This window comes from Pseudomonas sp. MF08831, assembly GCF_059862645.1.
The window spans coordinates 40861-58692 of sequence record NZ_JCBCUX010000012.1 but is presented as its reverse complement, the minus strand read 5'-3'; the positions used below and the strand labels follow the sequence as shown (position 1 = coordinate 58692).

Annotated in this window: 12 protein-coding genes; 3 read left to right on the top strand and 9 right to left on the bottom strand. The window is 59.6% G+C overall.

Annotated elements, in window-relative coordinates:
* Nucleotides 1–5: 5 nt before the first annotated feature.
* From AC19YS_RS22660 to rpsU, 4 genes are all read right to left on the bottom strand, one after another.
* On the bottom strand, nucleotides 6–3749 hold the full coding sequence (locus AC19YS_RS22660) for an EAL domain-containing protein (protein WP_500602699.1): 3744 nt from the start codon (nucleotides 3747–3749) through the stop codon (nucleotides 6–8).
* A gap of 134 nt (nucleotides 3750–3883) precedes the next feature.
* On the bottom strand, nucleotides 3884–5734 hold the full coding sequence (gene rpoD, locus AC19YS_RS22655; protein WP_106575532.1) for an RNA polymerase sigma factor RpoD: 1851 nt from the start codon (nucleotides 5732–5734) through the stop codon (nucleotides 3884–3886).
* A 67-nt stretch (nucleotides 5735–5801) separates the two neighbouring features.
* Nucleotides 5802–7772: a DNA primase gene (gene dnaG / locus AC19YS_RS22650; RefSeq protein WP_119737662.1), complete on the bottom strand. Its 1971-nt coding sequence runs from the start codon at nucleotides 7770–7772 to the stop codon at nucleotides 5802–5804.
* A gap of 443 nt (nucleotides 7773–8215) precedes the next feature.
* On the bottom strand, nucleotides 8216–8431 hold the full coding sequence (rpsU, locus tag AC19YS_RS22645; RefSeq protein ID WP_002551877.1) for a 30S ribosomal protein S21: 216 nt from the start codon (nucleotides 8429–8431) through the stop codon (nucleotides 8216–8218).
* A gap of 203 nt (nucleotides 8432–8634) precedes the next feature.
* Here rpsU and tsaD point away from each other — a divergent pair, with 203 nt between their 5' ends.
* Nucleotides 8635–9660, top strand: coding sequence for a tRNA (adenosine(37)-N6)-threonylcarbamoyltransferase complex transferase subunit TsaD (gene tsaD / locus AC19YS_RS22640; protein ID WP_119737664.1), 1026 nt, complete (start codon nucleotides 8635–8637; stop codon nucleotides 9658–9660).
* 32 nt (nucleotides 9661–9692) lie between these two features.
* Here tsaD and plsY read toward each other — a convergent pair whose 3' ends face one another.
* Nucleotides 9693–10262 (bottom strand): glycerol-3-phosphate 1-O-acyltransferase PlsY, encoded by a 570-nt coding sequence (plsY, locus tag AC19YS_RS22635; protein ID WP_094951989.1) that lies wholly within the window; start codon nucleotides 10260–10262, stop codon nucleotides 9693–9695.
* A 72-nt stretch (nucleotides 10263–10334) separates the two neighbouring features.
* Between plsY and folB the strand changes: the two genes are divergently transcribed.
* Together folB and folK are read left to right on the top strand one after the other, a co-directional pair.
* A complete protein-coding gene (gene folB / locus AC19YS_RS22630; protein ID WP_106575528.1) occupies nucleotides 10335–10688 on the top strand; it encodes a dihydroneopterin aldolase in 354 nt (117 codons plus the stop codon).
* Nucleotides 10679–11197 (top strand): 2-amino-4-hydroxy-6-hydroxymethyldihydropteridine diphosphokinase, encoded by a 519-nt coding sequence (gene folK, locus AC19YS_RS22625; protein ID WP_200621999.1) that lies wholly within the window; start codon nucleotides 10679–10681, stop codon nucleotides 11195–11197. The genes folB and folK overlap by 10 nt, the downstream gene beginning before the upstream one ends.
* A 189-nt stretch (nucleotides 11198–11386) precedes the next feature.
* Here folK and AC19YS_RS22620 read toward each other — a convergent pair whose 3' ends face one another.
* The 4 genes from AC19YS_RS22620 to AC19YS_RS22605 all read right to left on the bottom strand — a co-directional run bounded on the left by AC19YS_RS22620 (nucleotide 11387) and on the right by AC19YS_RS22605 (nucleotide 17549).
* Nucleotides 11387–12616: a multifunctional CCA addition/repair protein gene (locus AC19YS_RS22620; RefSeq protein ID WP_200625594.1), complete on the bottom strand. Its 1230-nt coding sequence runs from the start codon at nucleotides 12614–12616 to the stop codon at nucleotides 11387–11389.
* A 63-nt stretch (nucleotides 12617–12679) separates the two neighbouring features.
* On the bottom strand, nucleotides 12680–14245 hold the full coding sequence (locus AC19YS_RS22615) for a SpoVR family protein (protein ID WP_106575525.1): 1566 nt from the start codon (nucleotides 14243–14245) through the stop codon (nucleotides 12680–12682).
* A complete protein-coding gene (locus tag AC19YS_RS22610; protein WP_106575524.1) occupies nucleotides 14242–15513 on the bottom strand; it encodes a YeaH/YhbH family protein in 1272 nt (423 codons plus the stop codon). The genes AC19YS_RS22615 and AC19YS_RS22610 overlap by 4 nt, the downstream gene beginning before the upstream one ends.
* 113 nt (nucleotides 15514–15626) lie before the next feature.
* Nucleotides 15627–17549 (bottom strand): PrkA family serine protein kinase, encoded by a 1923-nt coding sequence (locus AC19YS_RS22605; RefSeq protein WP_003194732.1) that lies wholly within the window; start codon nucleotides 17547–17549, stop codon nucleotides 15627–15629.
* Nucleotides 17550–17832: the final 283 nt, after the last annotated feature.

Genomic DNA, 17832 nt, shown 5'->3' with positions numbered 1-17832 from the left:
GCGGATTATAACGATGGTTTCCCTGCTGTGCCATCCGAAAAGTCTGAAACGCTCAGATGAAGAAAAGCCTCGGCAAAAAGCTCGGGCGGCAGGGGCAGGCTGACGATGTAGCCTTGCATCTGTTCACAGCCCTCGGCGGCAAGGAAGGCTTGTTGCGCGGGGTTTTCCACGCCTTCGGCGATGATGGTGAATTGCATGCTGTGGCCCAGGGCGATGATGGCGCGCACGATGGCGGCGTCGTGCGGATCGTCGGGCAAGCCGCGCACGAAGGACTGGTCGATCTTGAGGAAATCCAGCGGCAGGCGCTTGAGGTAGCTGAGGGATGAATAGCCGGTGCCGAAATCGTCAATCGCCAGCTGCACGCCCAGGCGTTTGAGTTGGTGCAGCACTTCCAGGGCTTCCTCGGCCTGGCTCATGATGAAGTTTTCGGTGATCTCCAATTGCAGGCAGCCGGGCTCCAGGCGGTAGTCGCGCAGCAGCTGTTCGATGCGCGCGAGCAGGTTGGGGTGGCGCAGTTGTGCGCCGGCAAGGTTAACCGACAGTGGGCCGAAGCCCTCATAAACCGTTTGCCAGGCGTGCAGCTGTTGGCAGGCCTGTTCCAGTACCCAATCGCCGATCTGCAGGATCATGCCGTTTTCTTCGGCGAGGGCGATGAAATGCTCAGGCGGCACGTCGCCAAAGGTTGGGTGGCGCCAGCGGATCAGGGCTTCGGCGCCGATCAATTCCTGCGTGATCAGGCTCAGCTTGGGTTGGTAATACAAAAATAACTCTTCACGCTCGATGGCGCGGCGCAGTTCGTGTTCCAGGGCCACGCGCTCGTTGGCTTGGGCGGTGAGGTCACGGGTGTAGCTTTCGACGCGGTTGCGGCCCTTGGCCTTGGAGCGGTACATCGCCGCGTCGGCGTTTTTCACCAGGGTGGCGACGTCAGTGCCGTCCTGCGGGTACAGGCTGGTGCCGATACTCGCGCTGATAAAGAATTCGTGCTCGCCGGCCTGGAACGGCGGCGTGAAGCAGGCCAGCAGCTTATTGGCCAGGTGCCCGGCATCGCTGGCGTGTTGCAGGCCGGGCAGCAGGATGATGAACTCATCGCCGCCCAGGCGTGCCACGGTGTCGACATCGCGCAGCTGCTCCTTGAGGCGCACGGCGATGTCCTTGAGCAGCAGGTCGCCGACGGGGTGGCCGAGGCTGTCATTGATGTGTTTGAAACGGTCCAGGTCGAGAAACAGCACCGCGCCTTGGTTGCCGCTTTCCTGCTGGCCATTCAGTGCGGCCTGCAACCGGCTTTCGAACAGGTTGCGGTTGGGCAATCCGGTCAGTGGGTCATGGTGTGCCTGGTAGTCGAGGCGCGCCTGGGCGTGCTTGAGGCTGGAGATGTCGGCAAACACGGCGACAAAGTGGGTGATCAATTGCTCATGGTTGCGCACGGCACTGATGGTCAGCCAACTGGGGTACAGCTCGCCGTTCTTGCGGCGGTTGGAAATCTCGCCCTGCCAGTGCCCTTGGGCGGTCAACTGGTGCCACATGGCCGCATAGAAGGCGCTGTCGTGCAGGCCGGAGGCGAGCAGGCGCGGCGTGCTGCCAAGGGCTTCGGCTTCGCTGTACCCGGTGATTTCGCTGAACGCGCGGTTGACGGCACTGATGTTCTGTCGGGTGTCGGTGATCAACACACCCTCGGCAGTGCTCTCGAATACCGTGGCGGCCTGTTGCAGTTTTTCCTGCATGAACTGGCGTTCGGTGATGTCTCGCGCAATGGTCAGCATGCATTCTTCATCGCCGATGGGCAGCGGGCGACTGGACACTTCGCAGAGGCGAATCTGCCCGTCGTTGCGGCGTATATGGCAGACGAAATCGCGCACAAAACCATCGCGACGCATCAGTTCCAGCATGTGCTTGCGCTCGTTCAGATCGACCCAGATGCCCAGGTCCAGGGTTGACTGGTCGAGCGAGGTCACACTGGTGAAACCGGTAAGTCGGCTGAAGCCCTCATTCACTTCAATCAGCAGCCCGTCACGTTGACGGCTCAGCAGCAGGCCATCGGGTGAGGCGTGGAAGGCCTTGGCGAATTTCTCTTCCGAGGTTTGCAGTTGTTGCTGGGTTTCCTTGAGCTGGGTGATATCGCGCACCACCACCACCAAGGCCTCGGTGGTGTCGAGTTGGAACGGTTCCGCCGAGATCAGCCCGGTAAACGCCTGGCCATTGCTGCGTCGGAACGACATCTCGAGGTTGCGGATGCTGGTGGTCTGCACGCGTTGCAGCAGGTCGGGCCCGACGCCCGGAATGCCCCAGATATTCAATTCTGTGGCGGTCTTGCCCACCACGTCTTCGGCGCTCAGGCCGATCTGGTCTTCGAACGCCTTGTTGACCTCCAGCAGGCAGCCATCGGACATCCGCGCAATCACCAGGATGTCCGGACATTGCTGGAACACCGAGGCAAATTTCTGCTCGGATAGCTGCAGGGCTTCTTCGGTGCGCTTGGCTTCGCTGATATCGATCATCAAGCCGCGCAGCACCGGCTCGTGGCCGTGCTCGATAAGGCTGACAATGTCGCGTACCCACAGGCAGCGCCCGTCGGCGGTGATGACTCGGTAATCGAGGCTGTGGTCGCGGTTGGCACGGGTTTCTCGGTAGCAGTAGGCCTCGGCGCGGGTCAGGTCGGCGGGGTGGATAATGTTGCGCCAGAACCCTGGAATCAGCCAATGCGCGCGGGGGTAGCCGAGCAGGTCCTCGGCATGCGGCGACACGTAGCTGTAGGTGAAGTCTGTGATGCTGGCTTCCCAGGCAATGGCGGACAGGCTCTCCACCAGGCCGCGGTAGTGGTATTCGCTGCTGCGCAGTTCTTGCTCAAGGGCCACCCGCCGGGATATTTCCGAACTGAGCCGACGATTGATCCGAATCACGATGGCCAGCACGGTACTCAACAGCAGCACGGCTGGCAGGCCGTACATCAGCAGGTCGGCCCAGAACGTGCGGTGATCGGTGAAGCTGCCTACCCAGTGTTGCTGGATGGCGTCGGTTTCGTCCGAGCTGAGGTCCGCGAGCACCTTGTCGAGGATACCCACCAGCATTTTCTCATCGCGCGGAACGCCCATTGCCAGTTGATAACGGTAGGGCGTTTCACCGCTGACGTATAACCCATCGAGTTTGAGTTGGCGCAGGCTCCAGACGCTGGAGGCGAGGTCGCCGACGACCGCATCCACTTCATCAGTGGCCAGGGCTTGCAGCGTCGAGCTGACGTTGGGCATGGCCACCAGATTGAGGTCGGGATGGTGGGTGCGCAGCAGTTCGTGGGGTGCGTAGTTTTCCACCACGGCGATCTTCAGCCCGTAAAGGTCCTTGAGGTCGCGCGGTTTGGCGCCGCCTTCGTGGGCGAGGATGACGATGGGAAAGTCCAGATAAGGCCGTGTGAAGGCCAGGAAACCCTGGCGCTCCGGGGTGGACATGGTGCCGGGCAGCAGGTCGAGCTGGTTGTTTTTGGCCTGTTCGAGCACGGCGGTCCAGTTGGCGGGCTCGATCAGTTTGATCCTGACGCCCAAGCGGTCCTGGATCAGGCGTACATAGTCGGCGGCAAGGCCCTGATAACGACCATTTTCGTCACGGTATTCGAAGGGTGGCCAAGAGGTGTCCACTCCCAGTCGCAGCTCCTGATGGTCCGCCAGCCAGCCACGCTCTTCATCGGTGAGAGTCAACGCGCCAGCCGTTGCGGTCCAGGTGAGCAGCGACAGCAGTATCACGGTCGGCAGTCTGGGCATAACGGTCTCGTTATGGCACGGGGAATGTTTCGAGTGTAGACGGGCATTGCGGGGAGGGGTGTTGCGCGGCAGTTAATCTGTAGAAAGTGATCTGCACAAAGCAAAACCCCCGGCCTGGGCCGGGGGTTCTGGTATCACTCGTCGAGGAAGGAGCGCAGATGCTCGCTTCGCGTCGGGTGGCGCAGCTTGCGCAGTGCCTTGGCTTCGATCTGACGGATCCGCTCACGGGTCACGTCAAACTGCTTACCGACTTCCTCAAGGGTGTGGTCGGTATTCATGTCGATGCCGAAACGCATGCGCAGTACCTTGGCTTCACGGGCAGTGAGGCCGGACAGTACGTCGCGAGTCGCTTCTTTCAGGCTCTCAACAGTGGCGACATCGATTGGCGACTGCATGGTCGAGTCTTCGATGAAGTCACCCAGATGGGAGTCTTCGTCATCACCAATCGGCGTTTCCATGGAGATCGGCTCTTTAGCGATCTTCAATACCTTGCGGATTTTATCCTCAGGCATCTCCATACGTTCGCCCAGCTCTTCCGGGGTCGGTTCGCGACCCATTTCCTGCAACATCTGCCGGGAAATACGGTTGAGCTTGTTGATCGTCTCGATCATGTGCACCGGAATACGGATGGTGCGGGCCTGGTCGGCGATCGAGCGAGTGATCGCCTGACGGATCCACCAGGTGGCATAAGTCGAGAACTTGTAGCCGCGACGGTATTCGAACTTGTCCACAGCCTTCATCAAGCCGATGTTGCCTTCCTGGATCAGATCGAGGAATTGCAGGCCACGGTTGGTGTACTTCTTGGCGATGGAGATCACCAGACGCAAGTTCGCTTCAACCATCTCTTTCTTCGCGCGGCGGGCTTTGGCCTCACCGATCGACATGCGACGGTTGATGTCCTTGATTTCGGCAATCGTCAGACCGGTTTCAGTCTCAAGCGCAGTCAGCTTCTGCTGGCAACGGATGATATCGGGCTGCAGACGACCAATGGCTTCGGCGTATTTCGCCTTGCCTTTGGCCAGTGCGTCGGTCCAGCTTTCGTCAACTTCGTTGCCCGGGAACTGGCGCAGGAAGTCAGCACGCGGCATGCGCGCATCACGTACGCACAGCTGCATGATTGCGCGCTCTTGGGCACGCAGACGCTCAAGGGCACTGCGAACACGCTCAACCAGGCCTTCGAATTGCTTCGGCACCAGCTTGATCGGCATGAACAGCTCAGCCAGGGCGATCAGCTCGGCAATGGCCTGCTTGTTGCCACGACCGTGCTTTTTCAGGGCCTTGCGGGTGATTTCCATTTGATCGGAAACCGCACCGAAACGCTGGGCAGCGATGATCGGGTCCGGACCGCTTTCAACTTCATCTTCGTCGTCGCTGCTGGCTTCAGCATCGTCGTCTTCGGAATCGTCGTCGGCTTTCGCGGCTTTCGCATCGACAGGCGGCGGTACTTCGGCAGCAGGCGGCGCAATGCCATCGTCCGGGTCGATATAACCGCTCAGAACGTCGGACAGGCGGCCACCTTCGGTGGTAACGCGGGTGTACTCGGAGAGAATGTGGTCAACCGTGCCAGGGAAGTGCGCAATTGCGCCCATCACTTCACGGATGCCCTCTTCGATACGCTTGGCGATTTCAATTTCGCCTTCGCGTGTCAGCAACTCGACCGTACCCATTTCACGCATGTACATGCGCACAGGGTCCGTCGTGCGACCGATATCGGTCTCCACTGCTGCCAACGCTGCTGCTGCCTCTTCGGCCGCGGCCTCGTCAGTATCGGCGTCGGCCAGCATAAGGGAATCCTTATCTGGCGCAGTTTCGAATACGTTGATCCCCATGTCGTTAATCATGCGGATGATGTCTTCCACCTGCTCTGGATCTGAAATATCCTCAGGCAGGTGGTCGTTGACCTCGGCGTAAGTCAGGTAACCCTGCTCACGACCCAGTGTGATCAACTCTTTGATACGAGACTGCTGTTGCGCTTTTCCGGACATAACACCCTATCCACTGAAGGTCTTGGCGGGCAAAAAACAAGCCGAGGATTATACCCGAGCTATGACCTCACACGCCAGCTGAGGTCGGGTTTGATGCGGAAACATTCTGTTTTAAGAGGTCGCGCATCTGTTTTGCTATCTGAATCTGCTCTTCAGCCGATAATCCCGGCTGCCTTGCTCTCTTGATGAGTTCATCGAGGGTCTGCGTGTGCTGACCCGCGGATAACCTAGTAATGGTGTCTAAAAACTGTTGTTCAAGGTTATCGCCGTCAATTAGCCACTCCTTTTCTGCGAGTGCTTTCAAGAGGCGGCCTTGTTCGGTGCCATGCCAGCGAGCCATCAACTGAATTGAGTTTAGCTTAGGATTTTTCTGTACCGCCTCGATCAAGGCGATCAGTACCTGAGCGTACGTGTTGCTCTCGTTGGCAAAATGATCGGCGCTCTCAACTTTCTTCGCCAATTGCGGGTAGTGGATCAGCGTGCGCAACGCAATAAGCGTCGGGGCCTCCACCGCCACCGGCGTGCGTGGCGCGTAGGCTTCATCGCGATCACCGCGCTTGCCGTTCTTGCTCCAGGGTTTCTTGTCCCATTTCTTGCCGCCGGCGCCGGGTTTCTTCGGTGTCCACTCCTGCTGGGGCGCGTAGGCCTCCTGCGGTTGGTGAAAGTCCGAGTAATCCGGCATGGCGTCGTAATCCATGCCTGGGTCGTAAGCCGGCGGTGCGTCTTGCGGTGCGTTGTGCACCAGCTGGCTGACGGCCTCGCCACTCAAGCCGGTGATTTCCAGCAGGCGCATGCGCATCAGTGATTTCAGGTTGGCGCCCGGCACTTTGTCGATCAACGGCGCCGCGAGCGTGGCCATGTGGGCCTTGCCTTCAAGAGAGCGCGGGTCGGCTTCTTCGGTCAATTGCTGGAAGAAATAGTCCGCCAGCGGCTGCGCATGTTGATTGATGCGCGCGCGGAACGCGTCGGTGCCTTCGGAGCGCACCAGGGTGTCCGGGTCTTCACCTTCCGGCAGAAACAGAAAACGCGCACGGCGGCCATCCTGCAGGCTCGACAGCGTGGCCTCGAGCGCACGCCAGGCGGCGTTGCGGCCGGCCTGGTCGCCGTCGAAGCAGAACAGCACGCTGGGCACCACGCGAAACAGGCGCTTCATGTGTTCTTCGCTGGTGGCGGTGCCCAGGGTGGCCACGGCATTGCGCAGTCCTTGCTGGGCGAGGGCGATCACGTCCATGTAGCCCTCAACCACGATGATTTCATCAAGGTTGCGGTTGTTTTTACGCGCTTCGAACAGTCCGTAGAGTTCCTGACCCTTGTGAAACACTGGGGTTTCCGGGGAGTTCAGGTACTTGGGCTTATCGTCGCCGAGCACGCGGCCGCCGAACGCGATGATCCGGCCACGGCTGTCGCGGATCGGAAACATCACCCGGTCGCGGAAGCGGTCATAGCGCTTGCCGGTCTCGGCGTTTTCCACCAGCAGGCCAGCGTCGATCATGGCTTTCTGCTGCAGGGTGTCGCTGCTCAGGTGCTTGTAGAGGTTGTCCCAGCCTGGCGGCGCGAAACCGAGGCCGAAGTCCCGGGCAATTTCACCGGTGAGGCCGCGGCCCTTGAGGTATTCGACAGCGGCCTTGCGCTGCGGATGGCTTTTGAGCGCCTGACGGTAGAAGTCGGCAGCGGCCGTCAGCAGCGGGTACAGCGGCGAGTCGGTGGGTTGCCGCGGTTTGTGCGGGCGGCCACTTTCTTCGCGGGGGATTTCCATGCCGGCGGCTTTGGCCAGGTCCTCGATAGCCTGGGGGAAGTCCAGGTTGTCGTGGTCCATGAGAAAGCCCAGGGCATTGCCGCCCGCGCCGCAGCCGAAGCAGTAGTAGAACTGCTTGTCGGGGCTGACGCTGAACGAGGGGGTCTTTTCTTTGTGGAACGGGCAGCAGGCGGTGTAATTCTTGCCGGCTTTTTTCAATTGCACGCGCGAGCTGACAACATCGACGATGTCGGTGCGGTTCAGAAGGTCGTCAATAAAGCTCTGGGGAATTAGCCCGGCCATGGCGTTCTCGTCATCACTGCGTATCAATGAGGCCCGCGAAGTGCTCAGGCGCACACATTGTGCGGCTCGATCAACTGTCGTCTGGTTGGGCTGTCAGGGAGTGTATCTGCCGAACATTCACTGACGTTAATTTCTATCAGTGTTCGGCCTGGAAATGTTGCCCGAGCGTCCGGTGTTGGCCAATGGCGGGCCTCGGAAACGCATCGTTGGGCACAGCCGACACAGTTGATCGTCTGTTTGAAGAATGAGTGTGCTCGTCAGTAGCCTTGTTAGGCTCGTCAGAAGAGACGCGCACCGCTGGCAAAAGAGCCAGTCCTGACGTGTGAAGCAGTGTCTCGGTCGCGTGTGCGGCGTCGACGGTGAAGCATCAAGCGATATCCGCAAATGCCAATAGCCCGGCTGAGGGCCGGGCTTGGCAGAAGCTTGCTACGTAAGTCTGTGTATTAGTACAGACGAACGGCGCGGCGCTGCTCGCGCTGAACTTTCTTAGCGTGACGCTTAACAGCGGCTGCTGCTTTGCGCTTACGCTCAGAAGTTGGCTTCTCATAAAATTCGCGGCTACGAACTTCAGCCAGAACACCGGCTTTTTCGCAGGAGCGCTTGAAACGACGCAGAGCTACGTCGAAGGGTTCGTTCTCTTTTACTTTGACGGCTGGCATCCAGAGCTACCTTCTTTCATTACCGGGAATCAACGTTCTCGTCGCAAAAAATTCGCGGCTGAGGTCGTCGGTTTTTAAGGGTTGCGGATGTTAACCCCTCATTGCCCGGAATGCAAAGCCTCTGATCGAAAACCGCTAGTCGGGAGGGGGAGTGACGACTATTATGCGCGCCTTCGAATTCAGCCTCTACAAGGCGCAAACCCATGCTAGTACTGGGACTTGAAACCTCCTGCGACGAAACCGGTGTCGCACTTTACGACAGTGAACGCGGGCTTTTGGCCGATGCACTGTTCAGCCAGATCGACCTGCACCGCGCCTATGGCGGCGTGGTGCCGGAGCTCGCCAGCCGCGATCACGTCAAGCGCATGCTGCCGTTGATTCGCCAGGTGCTGGACGAGGCCGGCTGCGTGCCGACCGAGATCGACGCGATTGCCTACACCGCCGGCCCCGGATTGGTCGGAGCCCTGCTGGTTGGGGCTTCTTGCGCCCAGGCGCTGGCGTTCGCCTGGGGCATTCCGGCCCTCGGCGTGCACCACATGGAAGGCCATTTACTGGCGCCCATGCTGGAAAAAACACCGCCACAGTTCCCGTTCGTCGCTTTGTTGGTTTCGGGTGGGCATACGCAGCTGGTTCAGGTCGATGCGATTGGCCAATACACGCTGCTGGGTGAGTCTCTGGACGATGCCGCCGGTGAAGCGTTCGACAAGACGGCGAAGATGATGGGCCTCAATTATCCCGGCGGTCCGGAAATTGCGCGTCTTGCCGAAAAAGGCGTGCCGGGCCGTTACACCTTCCCGCGTCCGATGTGCGATCGCCCGGGCCTAATGTTCAGCTTCAGCGGCTTGAAAACCTCCGCACTGAACACCTGGCAGCAAAGCGTCAGCGCCGGGGACGACAGTGAGCAAGCCCGTTGCGACATCGCACTGGCGTTCCAGCAGGCCGTGGTGGAGACTTTGACCATCAAGTGCAAGCGCGCCCTGAAACAGGCGGGCATGAAGCGCCTGGTGATCGCAGGCGGCGTCAGCGCCAACAAAGCGCTGCGCACCTCGTTGGAAAAAATGCTCGGCGACATGCACGGCGACGTGTTTTATGCGCGCCCTGAGTTCTGCACCGACAACGGTGCAATGATCGCCTACGCCGGTTGCCAGCGTCTGCAAGCCGGGCAGCACGAAAGCCTGGCGATCAGCGTGCAGGCACGCTGGCCGATGGAGCAACTTTCACCGCTGTAAGGGCTCACGTGAGCCGGGCTCATCGAACGTATTTAAAAATGCCGTTCGCGCCCGGCAAACAGGTCGCGTAAATTGCCGCGGTGGCGCCAGACGATCAGCAGCGTCAGCACGCTCATCGGCAACAGCGCTGCAGGCGCCTGCCAGGCCAGCAATGGCAGGGTGAGCGGCGTGGCGATCAGTGCGGCCAGCGAGCTGGTGCGGGTCAGGTAGAACGTCAACAGCCAGGCCAGCACCGCCAGCAGCGCCGCTGGAGGGTAAATCCCCAGCAGCATGCCGGCCGCCGTGGCGACACCCTTGCCGCCGCGAAAGCGGAAGTAAAGCGGAAACAGATGGCCGAGGACAGCGCACACGCCCACCCAGGCCTGCTGTTGCAGGGTGAGGCCGGCGAGGCTGGCGATGAGTACGGGCAACAGGCCCTTGCAGATATCGCCCAGCAGCGTCAGCACGGCGAGTTTTTTGCCGGCCAGGCGCAACATGTTGGTAGCACCGGCATTGCCTGAGCCACTCATTCGCGGGTCGGGATTTCCCGTCAGGCGGCTGAGCAAAATGGCGAAGGACAGCGAGCCGAGCAGGTAGGCGAGAATCGCCAGTGACCAAAACATGCTAACTATTCCGGGCGAGGACGCCCTGATTCTAACGGGGCAACGCGCCCTTGTCGTGCTGCGGAGAAGAGCTTGGACAGAGTGTTTATCGAAGGCCTGGAAGTCGACACCGTGATCGGGGCCTACGACTGGGAGCGCGGCATCAAGCAATGCCTGCGCCTGGACCTGAGTTTCGCCTGGGACAATCGCCCTGCCGCCGCGGGCGACGACCTGACCCTGGCGCTCGATTACGCCAGCGTGTCCGCGCGTATTCAGGCCTTTGCCGAGCAGTCCCAGTACCAGCTGGTAGAAACCTTCGCCGAACGCCTGGCTGAAGTGTTGATGAGCGAATTCCAGATTCCCTGGTTGCGCCTCAAGCTGACCAAGCCGGGTGCCGTGCCGGCAGCCAAAGGCGTGGGCGTGGAGATCGAGCGCGGATGTCGCTAACTCAGGTTTACCTTGGCCTTGGCAGCAATATCGAACGCGAGCGCCATCTGCGCGCCGGCCTGGATGCATTGGCGAGCTTCTTGACGGATGTGCGCTGCTCACCTGTGTTCGAAAGCCAGCCGGTGGGGATCAAAAGCGGACCGTTTTTCAACCTGGTGGTGTCGGCCTATACCGACTTGCCGTTGATGGAGCTGGATCGCCGGTTGAAATTCATCGAGGCTGACAATGGCCGCTATGCACCGGACCGCAAAGGGCTACCGTTGGACATCGACGTGCTGTTGTACGGCGAATTAGTCGGGAATTTTGACGGCTTGATCCTGCCGCGCGCAGAAATCCTCAAAAACGCTTTTGTGTTATGGCCGCTGTCGTTGATGGCGCCGGAGCGCGTGCATCCTGAGGTGGGCAAGACATTGGCCGAGCTGTGGCGCGATGCGCAGATCGACCAGGTGCTGGCACCTGTCGCGTTTGAATGGCAAAACCAGCCACTCACCCCGAAAAATCTCCTGTAACGCCCGTCTGCCCGGATTCAAAGGTGGACGCCGGCTCGCAAATCCCAGTGGCGAGCGGGCTTGCCCCGCGTCGGGCTGCGTAGCAGCCCCACAACAGGCGCTGAGTTTTACCAGCAAATTTCAACGCCTTTACTGGGGCTGCTGTGCAGCCCAACGCGGGGCAAGCCCGCTCGCCACAAAGCTTGCTTGCTACACGTTGTAGTGTGCCTTGTAGGCTTTCAGCGCCTTGAGCCGCTCGCGCTTGAGCGCCTCGCCCAGCGCAGGTCCCTTGAAGCCTTTCTCCAGCAGGGGCGCCACCGCGACTTCGCGCGCAACCTTGGCCGCGCCGCGCAAATAATCCGCCTGTGGATAACTTCGTTGCTCAAGGCCCTTGCGGCCGCGTGCATCCATTTCACAGCTCACCACGAACTCCTCAAACCGCTGAGGCCGGCGATACACGTCAAAACTCTGCAGCAGTTCCAGCAATGTCGAGGCCTTGAGTTCCAGAGCGCGGTGGCCATGAGTGTGATATTGGCCCACCAGCAGTGCCAACTCCTGGCAATCCTTTGGCACCTTGAAGCGTTCGTTGACCGCCTTGATCAGCTTCAAGCCTGTCTGTTCATGAGCAATATGCTGCGGCAACTTATCCACAGCCGTCAGGCCCTTTCCCACGTCATGCAGCAGGCAGGCCCAGCGCACGGTGAGGGGTTGTTTGTGCAGGGCGGCCTGTTCCAGCACGCTCAAGGTGTGCAGGCCGGTGTCGATCTCGGGGTGATGGGCCTCCGGCTGCGGCACGCCGAACAACGCGTCCACTTCCGGCATCAGGGTTTTCAGCGCATGGCAGTCGCGCAGCACCTGGATGAACACCTGAGGTTGATCTTCCATCAAGGCCCGGGAGATTTCCTTCCAGCTACGCTCGGGCGTCAGGGCTTCCAATTCGCCGGACTCGCTGAGTTGGCGCATCAGGCCGAGCGTCTCAGGCGCTACCGTGAAACCCAGATGGGCATAACGCGCTGCGAAGCGCGCAACACGCAGTACACGCAGTGGATCTTCGGCGAACGCCGGGGAAACGTGACGCAGAATGCGCGCCTGCAGGTCGCGCTGGCCGTGGTACGGATCGGTCAGGTTGCCGTCACCGTCCTCCGCCATGGCGTTGATGGTCAGGTCGCGACGAATCAGGTCTTCTTCCAGCGTGACCTCGGGGCTGGCATGAAACACAAAGCCGCCATAACCCCGGCCACTCTTGCGCTCGGTGCGAGCCAGGGCGTACTCGTCGCCGTTTTTCGGGTCCAGGAATACCGGGAAGTCAGCACCCACCGGCTTGTAGCCCTTGGCGAGCATTTCTTCAGTGGTTGCGCCGACGACCACGCGGTCGATGTCGGTGACCTCGATGCCGAGCAGGCGATCACGCACCGCGCCGCCGACTGTGTAGATTTTCATGAAAAAGCCTCCATTAGCGGCACAGGATACCGCCTGTGCCTGACCAATGGAGGCTTTGCTGTTTCAGAGATGAACGACGGCCAGGTCCAGGCGGCCGTAGTCGTTGTCGCTGTGATCGCTGCGCGGTGGCACATGGTGAGTCTTCATCACCTGGTCGCCCTGCAGGGTTTCCAGGTGAATATCGAAGCCCCACAACCGATGCAGGTGCTTGAGTACCTCCTCAGTGGATTCGCCCAAGGGTTTGCGGTCGTGCTGCTGATGACGCAGGGTCAGCGAGCGGTCGCCGCGCACATCGATGCTGTAGATCTGCACATTGGGCTCGCGGTTGCCCAGGTTGTATTGCGCCGCCAATGTCTCGCGGATGGTGCGGTAGCCGGGCTCGTCGTGAATGGCCGGCACCAGCAGGTCGTCCTTGAGGTCGTCGTCCATGATGCTGAACAGTTTGAGGTCGCGAATCACTTGGGGTGACAGGTACTGCAGGATGAAGCTCTCGTCCTTGAAGCTGCTCATGGCGAACTTGATGGTCGACAACCAATCGCTGCCGGCGATTTCCGGGAACCAGCGGCGATCCTCTTCGGTGGGGTGTTCGCACATGCGCCGGATGTCGCGGTACATGGCAAAGCCCAGTGCATAGGGGTTGATGCCGCTGTAGTACGGGCTGTCGAAGCCGGGTTGGAACACCACGCTGGTATGGGAGGTGAGGAACTCCATCATGAAGCCGTCAGTGACGAGGCCTTCGTCGTACAGGTCATTCATCAAGGTGTAGTGCCAGAACGTCGCCCAGCCTTCGTTCATCACCTGGGTCTGGCGCTGTGGATAAAAATATTGGGCGATTTTGCGCACAATACGCACGATTTCGCGCTGCCACGGCTCCAGCAGCGGCGCGTGTTTTTCCAGGAAATACAGGATGTTTTCCTGAGGTTCGGCGGGGAAGCGTGCATTGTCTTTATCGCTGTTTTTCCCGGTTTTCTTCGGAATGGTGCGCCACAGGTCGTTGATCTGCTTCTGCAGGTGCTCCTCGCGCTCCTTCTGGCGCAGGCGTTCTTCCTCGGCAGAAATCGGGTACGGGCGTTTGTAGCGGTCAACGCCGTAGTTCATCAGCGCATGGCAGGAGTCGAGCAGGTCCTCAACCGCGTCGATGCCGTGGCGTTCCTCGCATTGCATGATGTACTGCTTGGCGAACACCAGGTAATCGATGATCGAACTGGCATCGGTCCAGGTGCGGAACAGGTAATTGCCCTTGAAAAAGCTGTTGTGCCCGTAGCACGCATGGGCAACCACCAACGCCTGCATGCAGATGGTGTTTTCTTCCATCAGGTAGGCGATGCACGGGTCGGAGTTGATGACGATCTCGTAGGCCAGGCCCATCTGGCCGCGTGTGTAGGACTTCTCCGTACTCAGGAAGTGTTTGCCGTAGGACCAATGGTGATAACCCAAGGGCATGCCGACTGAGGCGTAGGCATCCATCATCTGTTCGGCGGTAATCACTTCGATCTGGTTGGGGTAGGTGTCCAGGGCATAACCCGCCGCGATACGGCTGATTTCCCGGTCATAGGCCTGGATCAGTTCAAAGGTCCACTCGGAGCCGGTGGAAATGGGTTGGCGCTTATGCTCTTTTTTGGCGGTCATGTCACTAACCTGCGCTGGAAGAGTTCACGGAAGACCGGGTAGATATCGCCGGCCGAGACCAGTTGCTGTTGGGCGAAAGTGTCGGCAAAGGCTTCACCGATACGCTCATATTCGAACCACAGGGCTTGGTGCTCACGGGGAGTAATTTCGACGTACGTGTAGTACTGCACAAACGGCATGATCTGGTTGATCAGGATATCGCGGCAGATCGGCGAGTCGTCGTTCCAGTTGTCGCCGTCGGACGCCTGAGCCGCGTAGATATTCCATTCATTGGCCGGATAGCGCTCGGCCATGATCTCCTGCATCAACTTCAACGCACTGGACACGATGGTGCCGCCGGTTTCCCGCGAGTAGAAAAACTCCTCTTCATCCACTTCCCGGGCGCTGGTGTGATGGCGGATGAACACCACGTCGATCTTGTCGTAGTTCCGCTTGAGAAACAGGTACAGCAGGATGAAAAAGCGCTTGGCGATGTCCTTGGTCGCCTGGGTCATCGAACCGGACACGTCCATCAGGCAAAACATCACGGCCTTGGAGCTGGGGTTGGGTTGTTTGACCAGCAGGTTGTATTTCAAGTCGAAGGTGTCGAGGAAAGGCACGCGGTGAATGCGCGCGCTGAGTTTCTCTATTTCTGCCTCGATGGCCTGGATATCGCCGAAGTTGTCTGGTTCTTCGCGTTTTAAGCGCGCCAACTCTTCCTTCGCTTGTTTCAATTTGGCGCGGCTGCTGCCTGACAGCGCGATACGCCGGGCATGGGCCGAGCGCAAGGTGCGGATGATGTTGATCCTGGACGGGTTGCCTTCGTTGCTGATGCCGGCGCGAACGGTCTTGAAGGTGTCGGTGCCGGTCAGGTTGCGTTTGACCAGGTTGGGCAGCTCCAGGTCTTCGAACATGAACTCCAGGAATTCCTCCTGGGTGATCTGGAACACAAACTCGTCCATGCCTTCGCCGGAATTGCCCGCCTTGCCTGGGCCTTTACCGCCGCCACCGCCTTGGGGGCGCTGGATATGTTCGCCGGTGGTGAACTCCTTGTTGCCGGGGTGCACGACGGTCTGCTTGCCGCCGCGACCGTGGTGCAGCACCGGTTCGTCAATGTCGCGTCCGGGAATACTGATTTGCTCGCCATGCTCCATGTCGGTGATGGAGCGGCGGCTGACGGCCTCTTCAACGGCCTTTTTGATGTGGTCACGGTAACGCCGCAGGAAACGCTGGCGGTTTACCGTGCTCTTGTTCTTGCCATTGAGGCGTCGGTCGATCACATAGCTCATGGGGAGCCCTCCGGGCAGCTTCACGTTACAAGCTTCAAGCCGCGAGCTGGAAGCTTAGAGACAAGCGGTCAGCTGCCAGGCCAAAGGCCCGGCAGTACACGCCTGTCGCTGCCTTACTGTGATTTACGAACCCGCAGGTACCACTCGGAGAGCAGCCGTACCTGTTTGTCGGTGTAGCCACGCTCGACCATTCGAGTGACGAAGTCGTTGTGTTTTTGCTGGTCCTCCTTGCTGGCCTTGGCGTTGAAGCTGATGACCGGCAGCAGATCCTCGGTGTTCGAGAACATTTTCTTCTCGATGACCACCCGAAGCTTCTCGTAGCTGAGCCAGGTTGGGTTCTTGCCGTTGTTGTTGGCGCGGGCGCGCAGCACGAAGTTGACGATTTCGTTGCGGAAATCCTTCGGATTGCTGATGCCGGCGGGTTTTTCGATCTTCTCCAGCTCCTCGTTGAGGGCAACGCGATTGAGGATTTCGCCGGTTTCCGGATCGCGGTATTCCTGGTCCTGAATCCAGAAGTCCGCATACAGCACGTAGCGGTCGAAGATGTTCTGGCCGTATTCGCTGTAGGACTCCAGGTAGGCGGTCTGGATTTCCTTGCCGATGAACTCGATATAGCGCGGCGCCAGGTATTCCTTGAGGAAGCGCAGGTAGCGCTCGCGGGTTTCGGCCTGGAATTGCTCCTGTTCGATCTGCTGTTCCAGCACGTAGAGCAGATGCACCGGGTTGGCCGCGATTTCGTGCGGGTCGAAGTTGAAGACCTTGGACAGGATCTTGAACGCGAAACGAGTGGATAGGCCGTTCATGCCCTCGTCCACGCCTGCGGTGTCGCGGTATTCCTGAATCGACTTGGCCTTGGGGTCGGTGTCCTTGAGGTTTTCGCCGTCGTACACGCGCATCTTCGAGTAGATATTCGAGTTCTCCGGCTCTTTGAGGCGTGACAGCACGGTGAACTGGGCGAGCATCTTCAAGGTATCGGGCGCGCAATGCGCCTTGGCCAGCGAGCTGTTGAACAACAGCTTGTCGTAGATCTTGATCTCATCGCTGACGCGCAGGCAGTAGGGCACCTTGACGATGTAGATCCGGTCGATGAAGGCTTCGTTGTTCTTGTTGTTGCGGAAGGTGTGCCATTCCGATTCGTTGGAGTGGGCCAGCAGAATCCCGGTGAACGGGATCGCGCCCAGGCCTTCGGTACTGTTGTAGTTGCCTTCCTGGGTGGCGGTCAGCAGTGGGTGCAGCACCTTGATCGGCGCCTTGAACATCTCCACGAATTCCATCAGGCCCTGGTTGGCCCGGCACAGCGCGCCCGAGTAGCTATAGGCGTCGGCGTCGTTCTGCGGGAATTCTTCGAGTTTGCGGATATCGACCTTACCCACCAGCGCCGAGATGTCCTGGTTGTTCTCATCGCCCGGTTCGGTTTTTGCCACGCCGATCTGATTGAGGATCGACGGGTAGAGTTTCACCACGCGGAACTGGCTGATGTCACCGCCAAACTCGGCCAGGCGCTTGGTGGCCCAAGGCGACATGATGGTGTTGAGGTAGCGCCGTGGAATGCCAAAGTCTTCCTCGAGGATCGCGCCATCTTCCGTGGCGTTGAACAGGCCCAGAGGCGACTCGAAGACCGGCGAGCCCTTGATCGCGTAGAAGGGCACCTTCTCGATCAGCTGTTTGAGCTTTTCAGCCAGAGACGACTTACCGCCGCCGACGGGGCCGAGCAGGTAGAGGATTTGTTTCTTCTCTTCCAGGCCTTGGGCGGCGTGGCGGAAGTAGGAGACGATCTGGTCGATGCATTCTTCCATGCCGTGGAAGTCTTCAAAGGCCGGATAGCGGCGGATCACCTTGTTGGAAAATATTCGCGACAGGCGCGAATTATTCGCGGTTTCCACCAGCTCCGGCTCACCAATCGCCAATAGCAGACGTTCGGCGGCAGACGCGTAGGTACTGCGGTCCTGCTTGCACAGCTCGAGATACTCTTGCAGCGTGAGTTCTTCCTGCTGTGTGGACGCGAAGCGTTGTTGGAAGTGGCTAAAGATACTCATGACGTCGTCACCTCGCTCGATACGTGGAGCCGACGCCGGGTCAATCAGTCGATGCTGGCAGTCATTGGTGATCAACCAATGGCCGTTTTCCCCCCAAACACCCTGAAACGCTACCGATGACCCGCACGCCGGTGTACCGGCTCTCCCCTGATTCGGATGGCCTGCGCTTAAGGATAGTTCGGAATCCGGGAGGTCAAGGTGGGATACGTAATTAGTTTGGCTGCGCCGTTCGTCAGAAACGGCGCGAGCCCAAGCGTCACGCGGGGTAGCGGGGTGTGAAAAA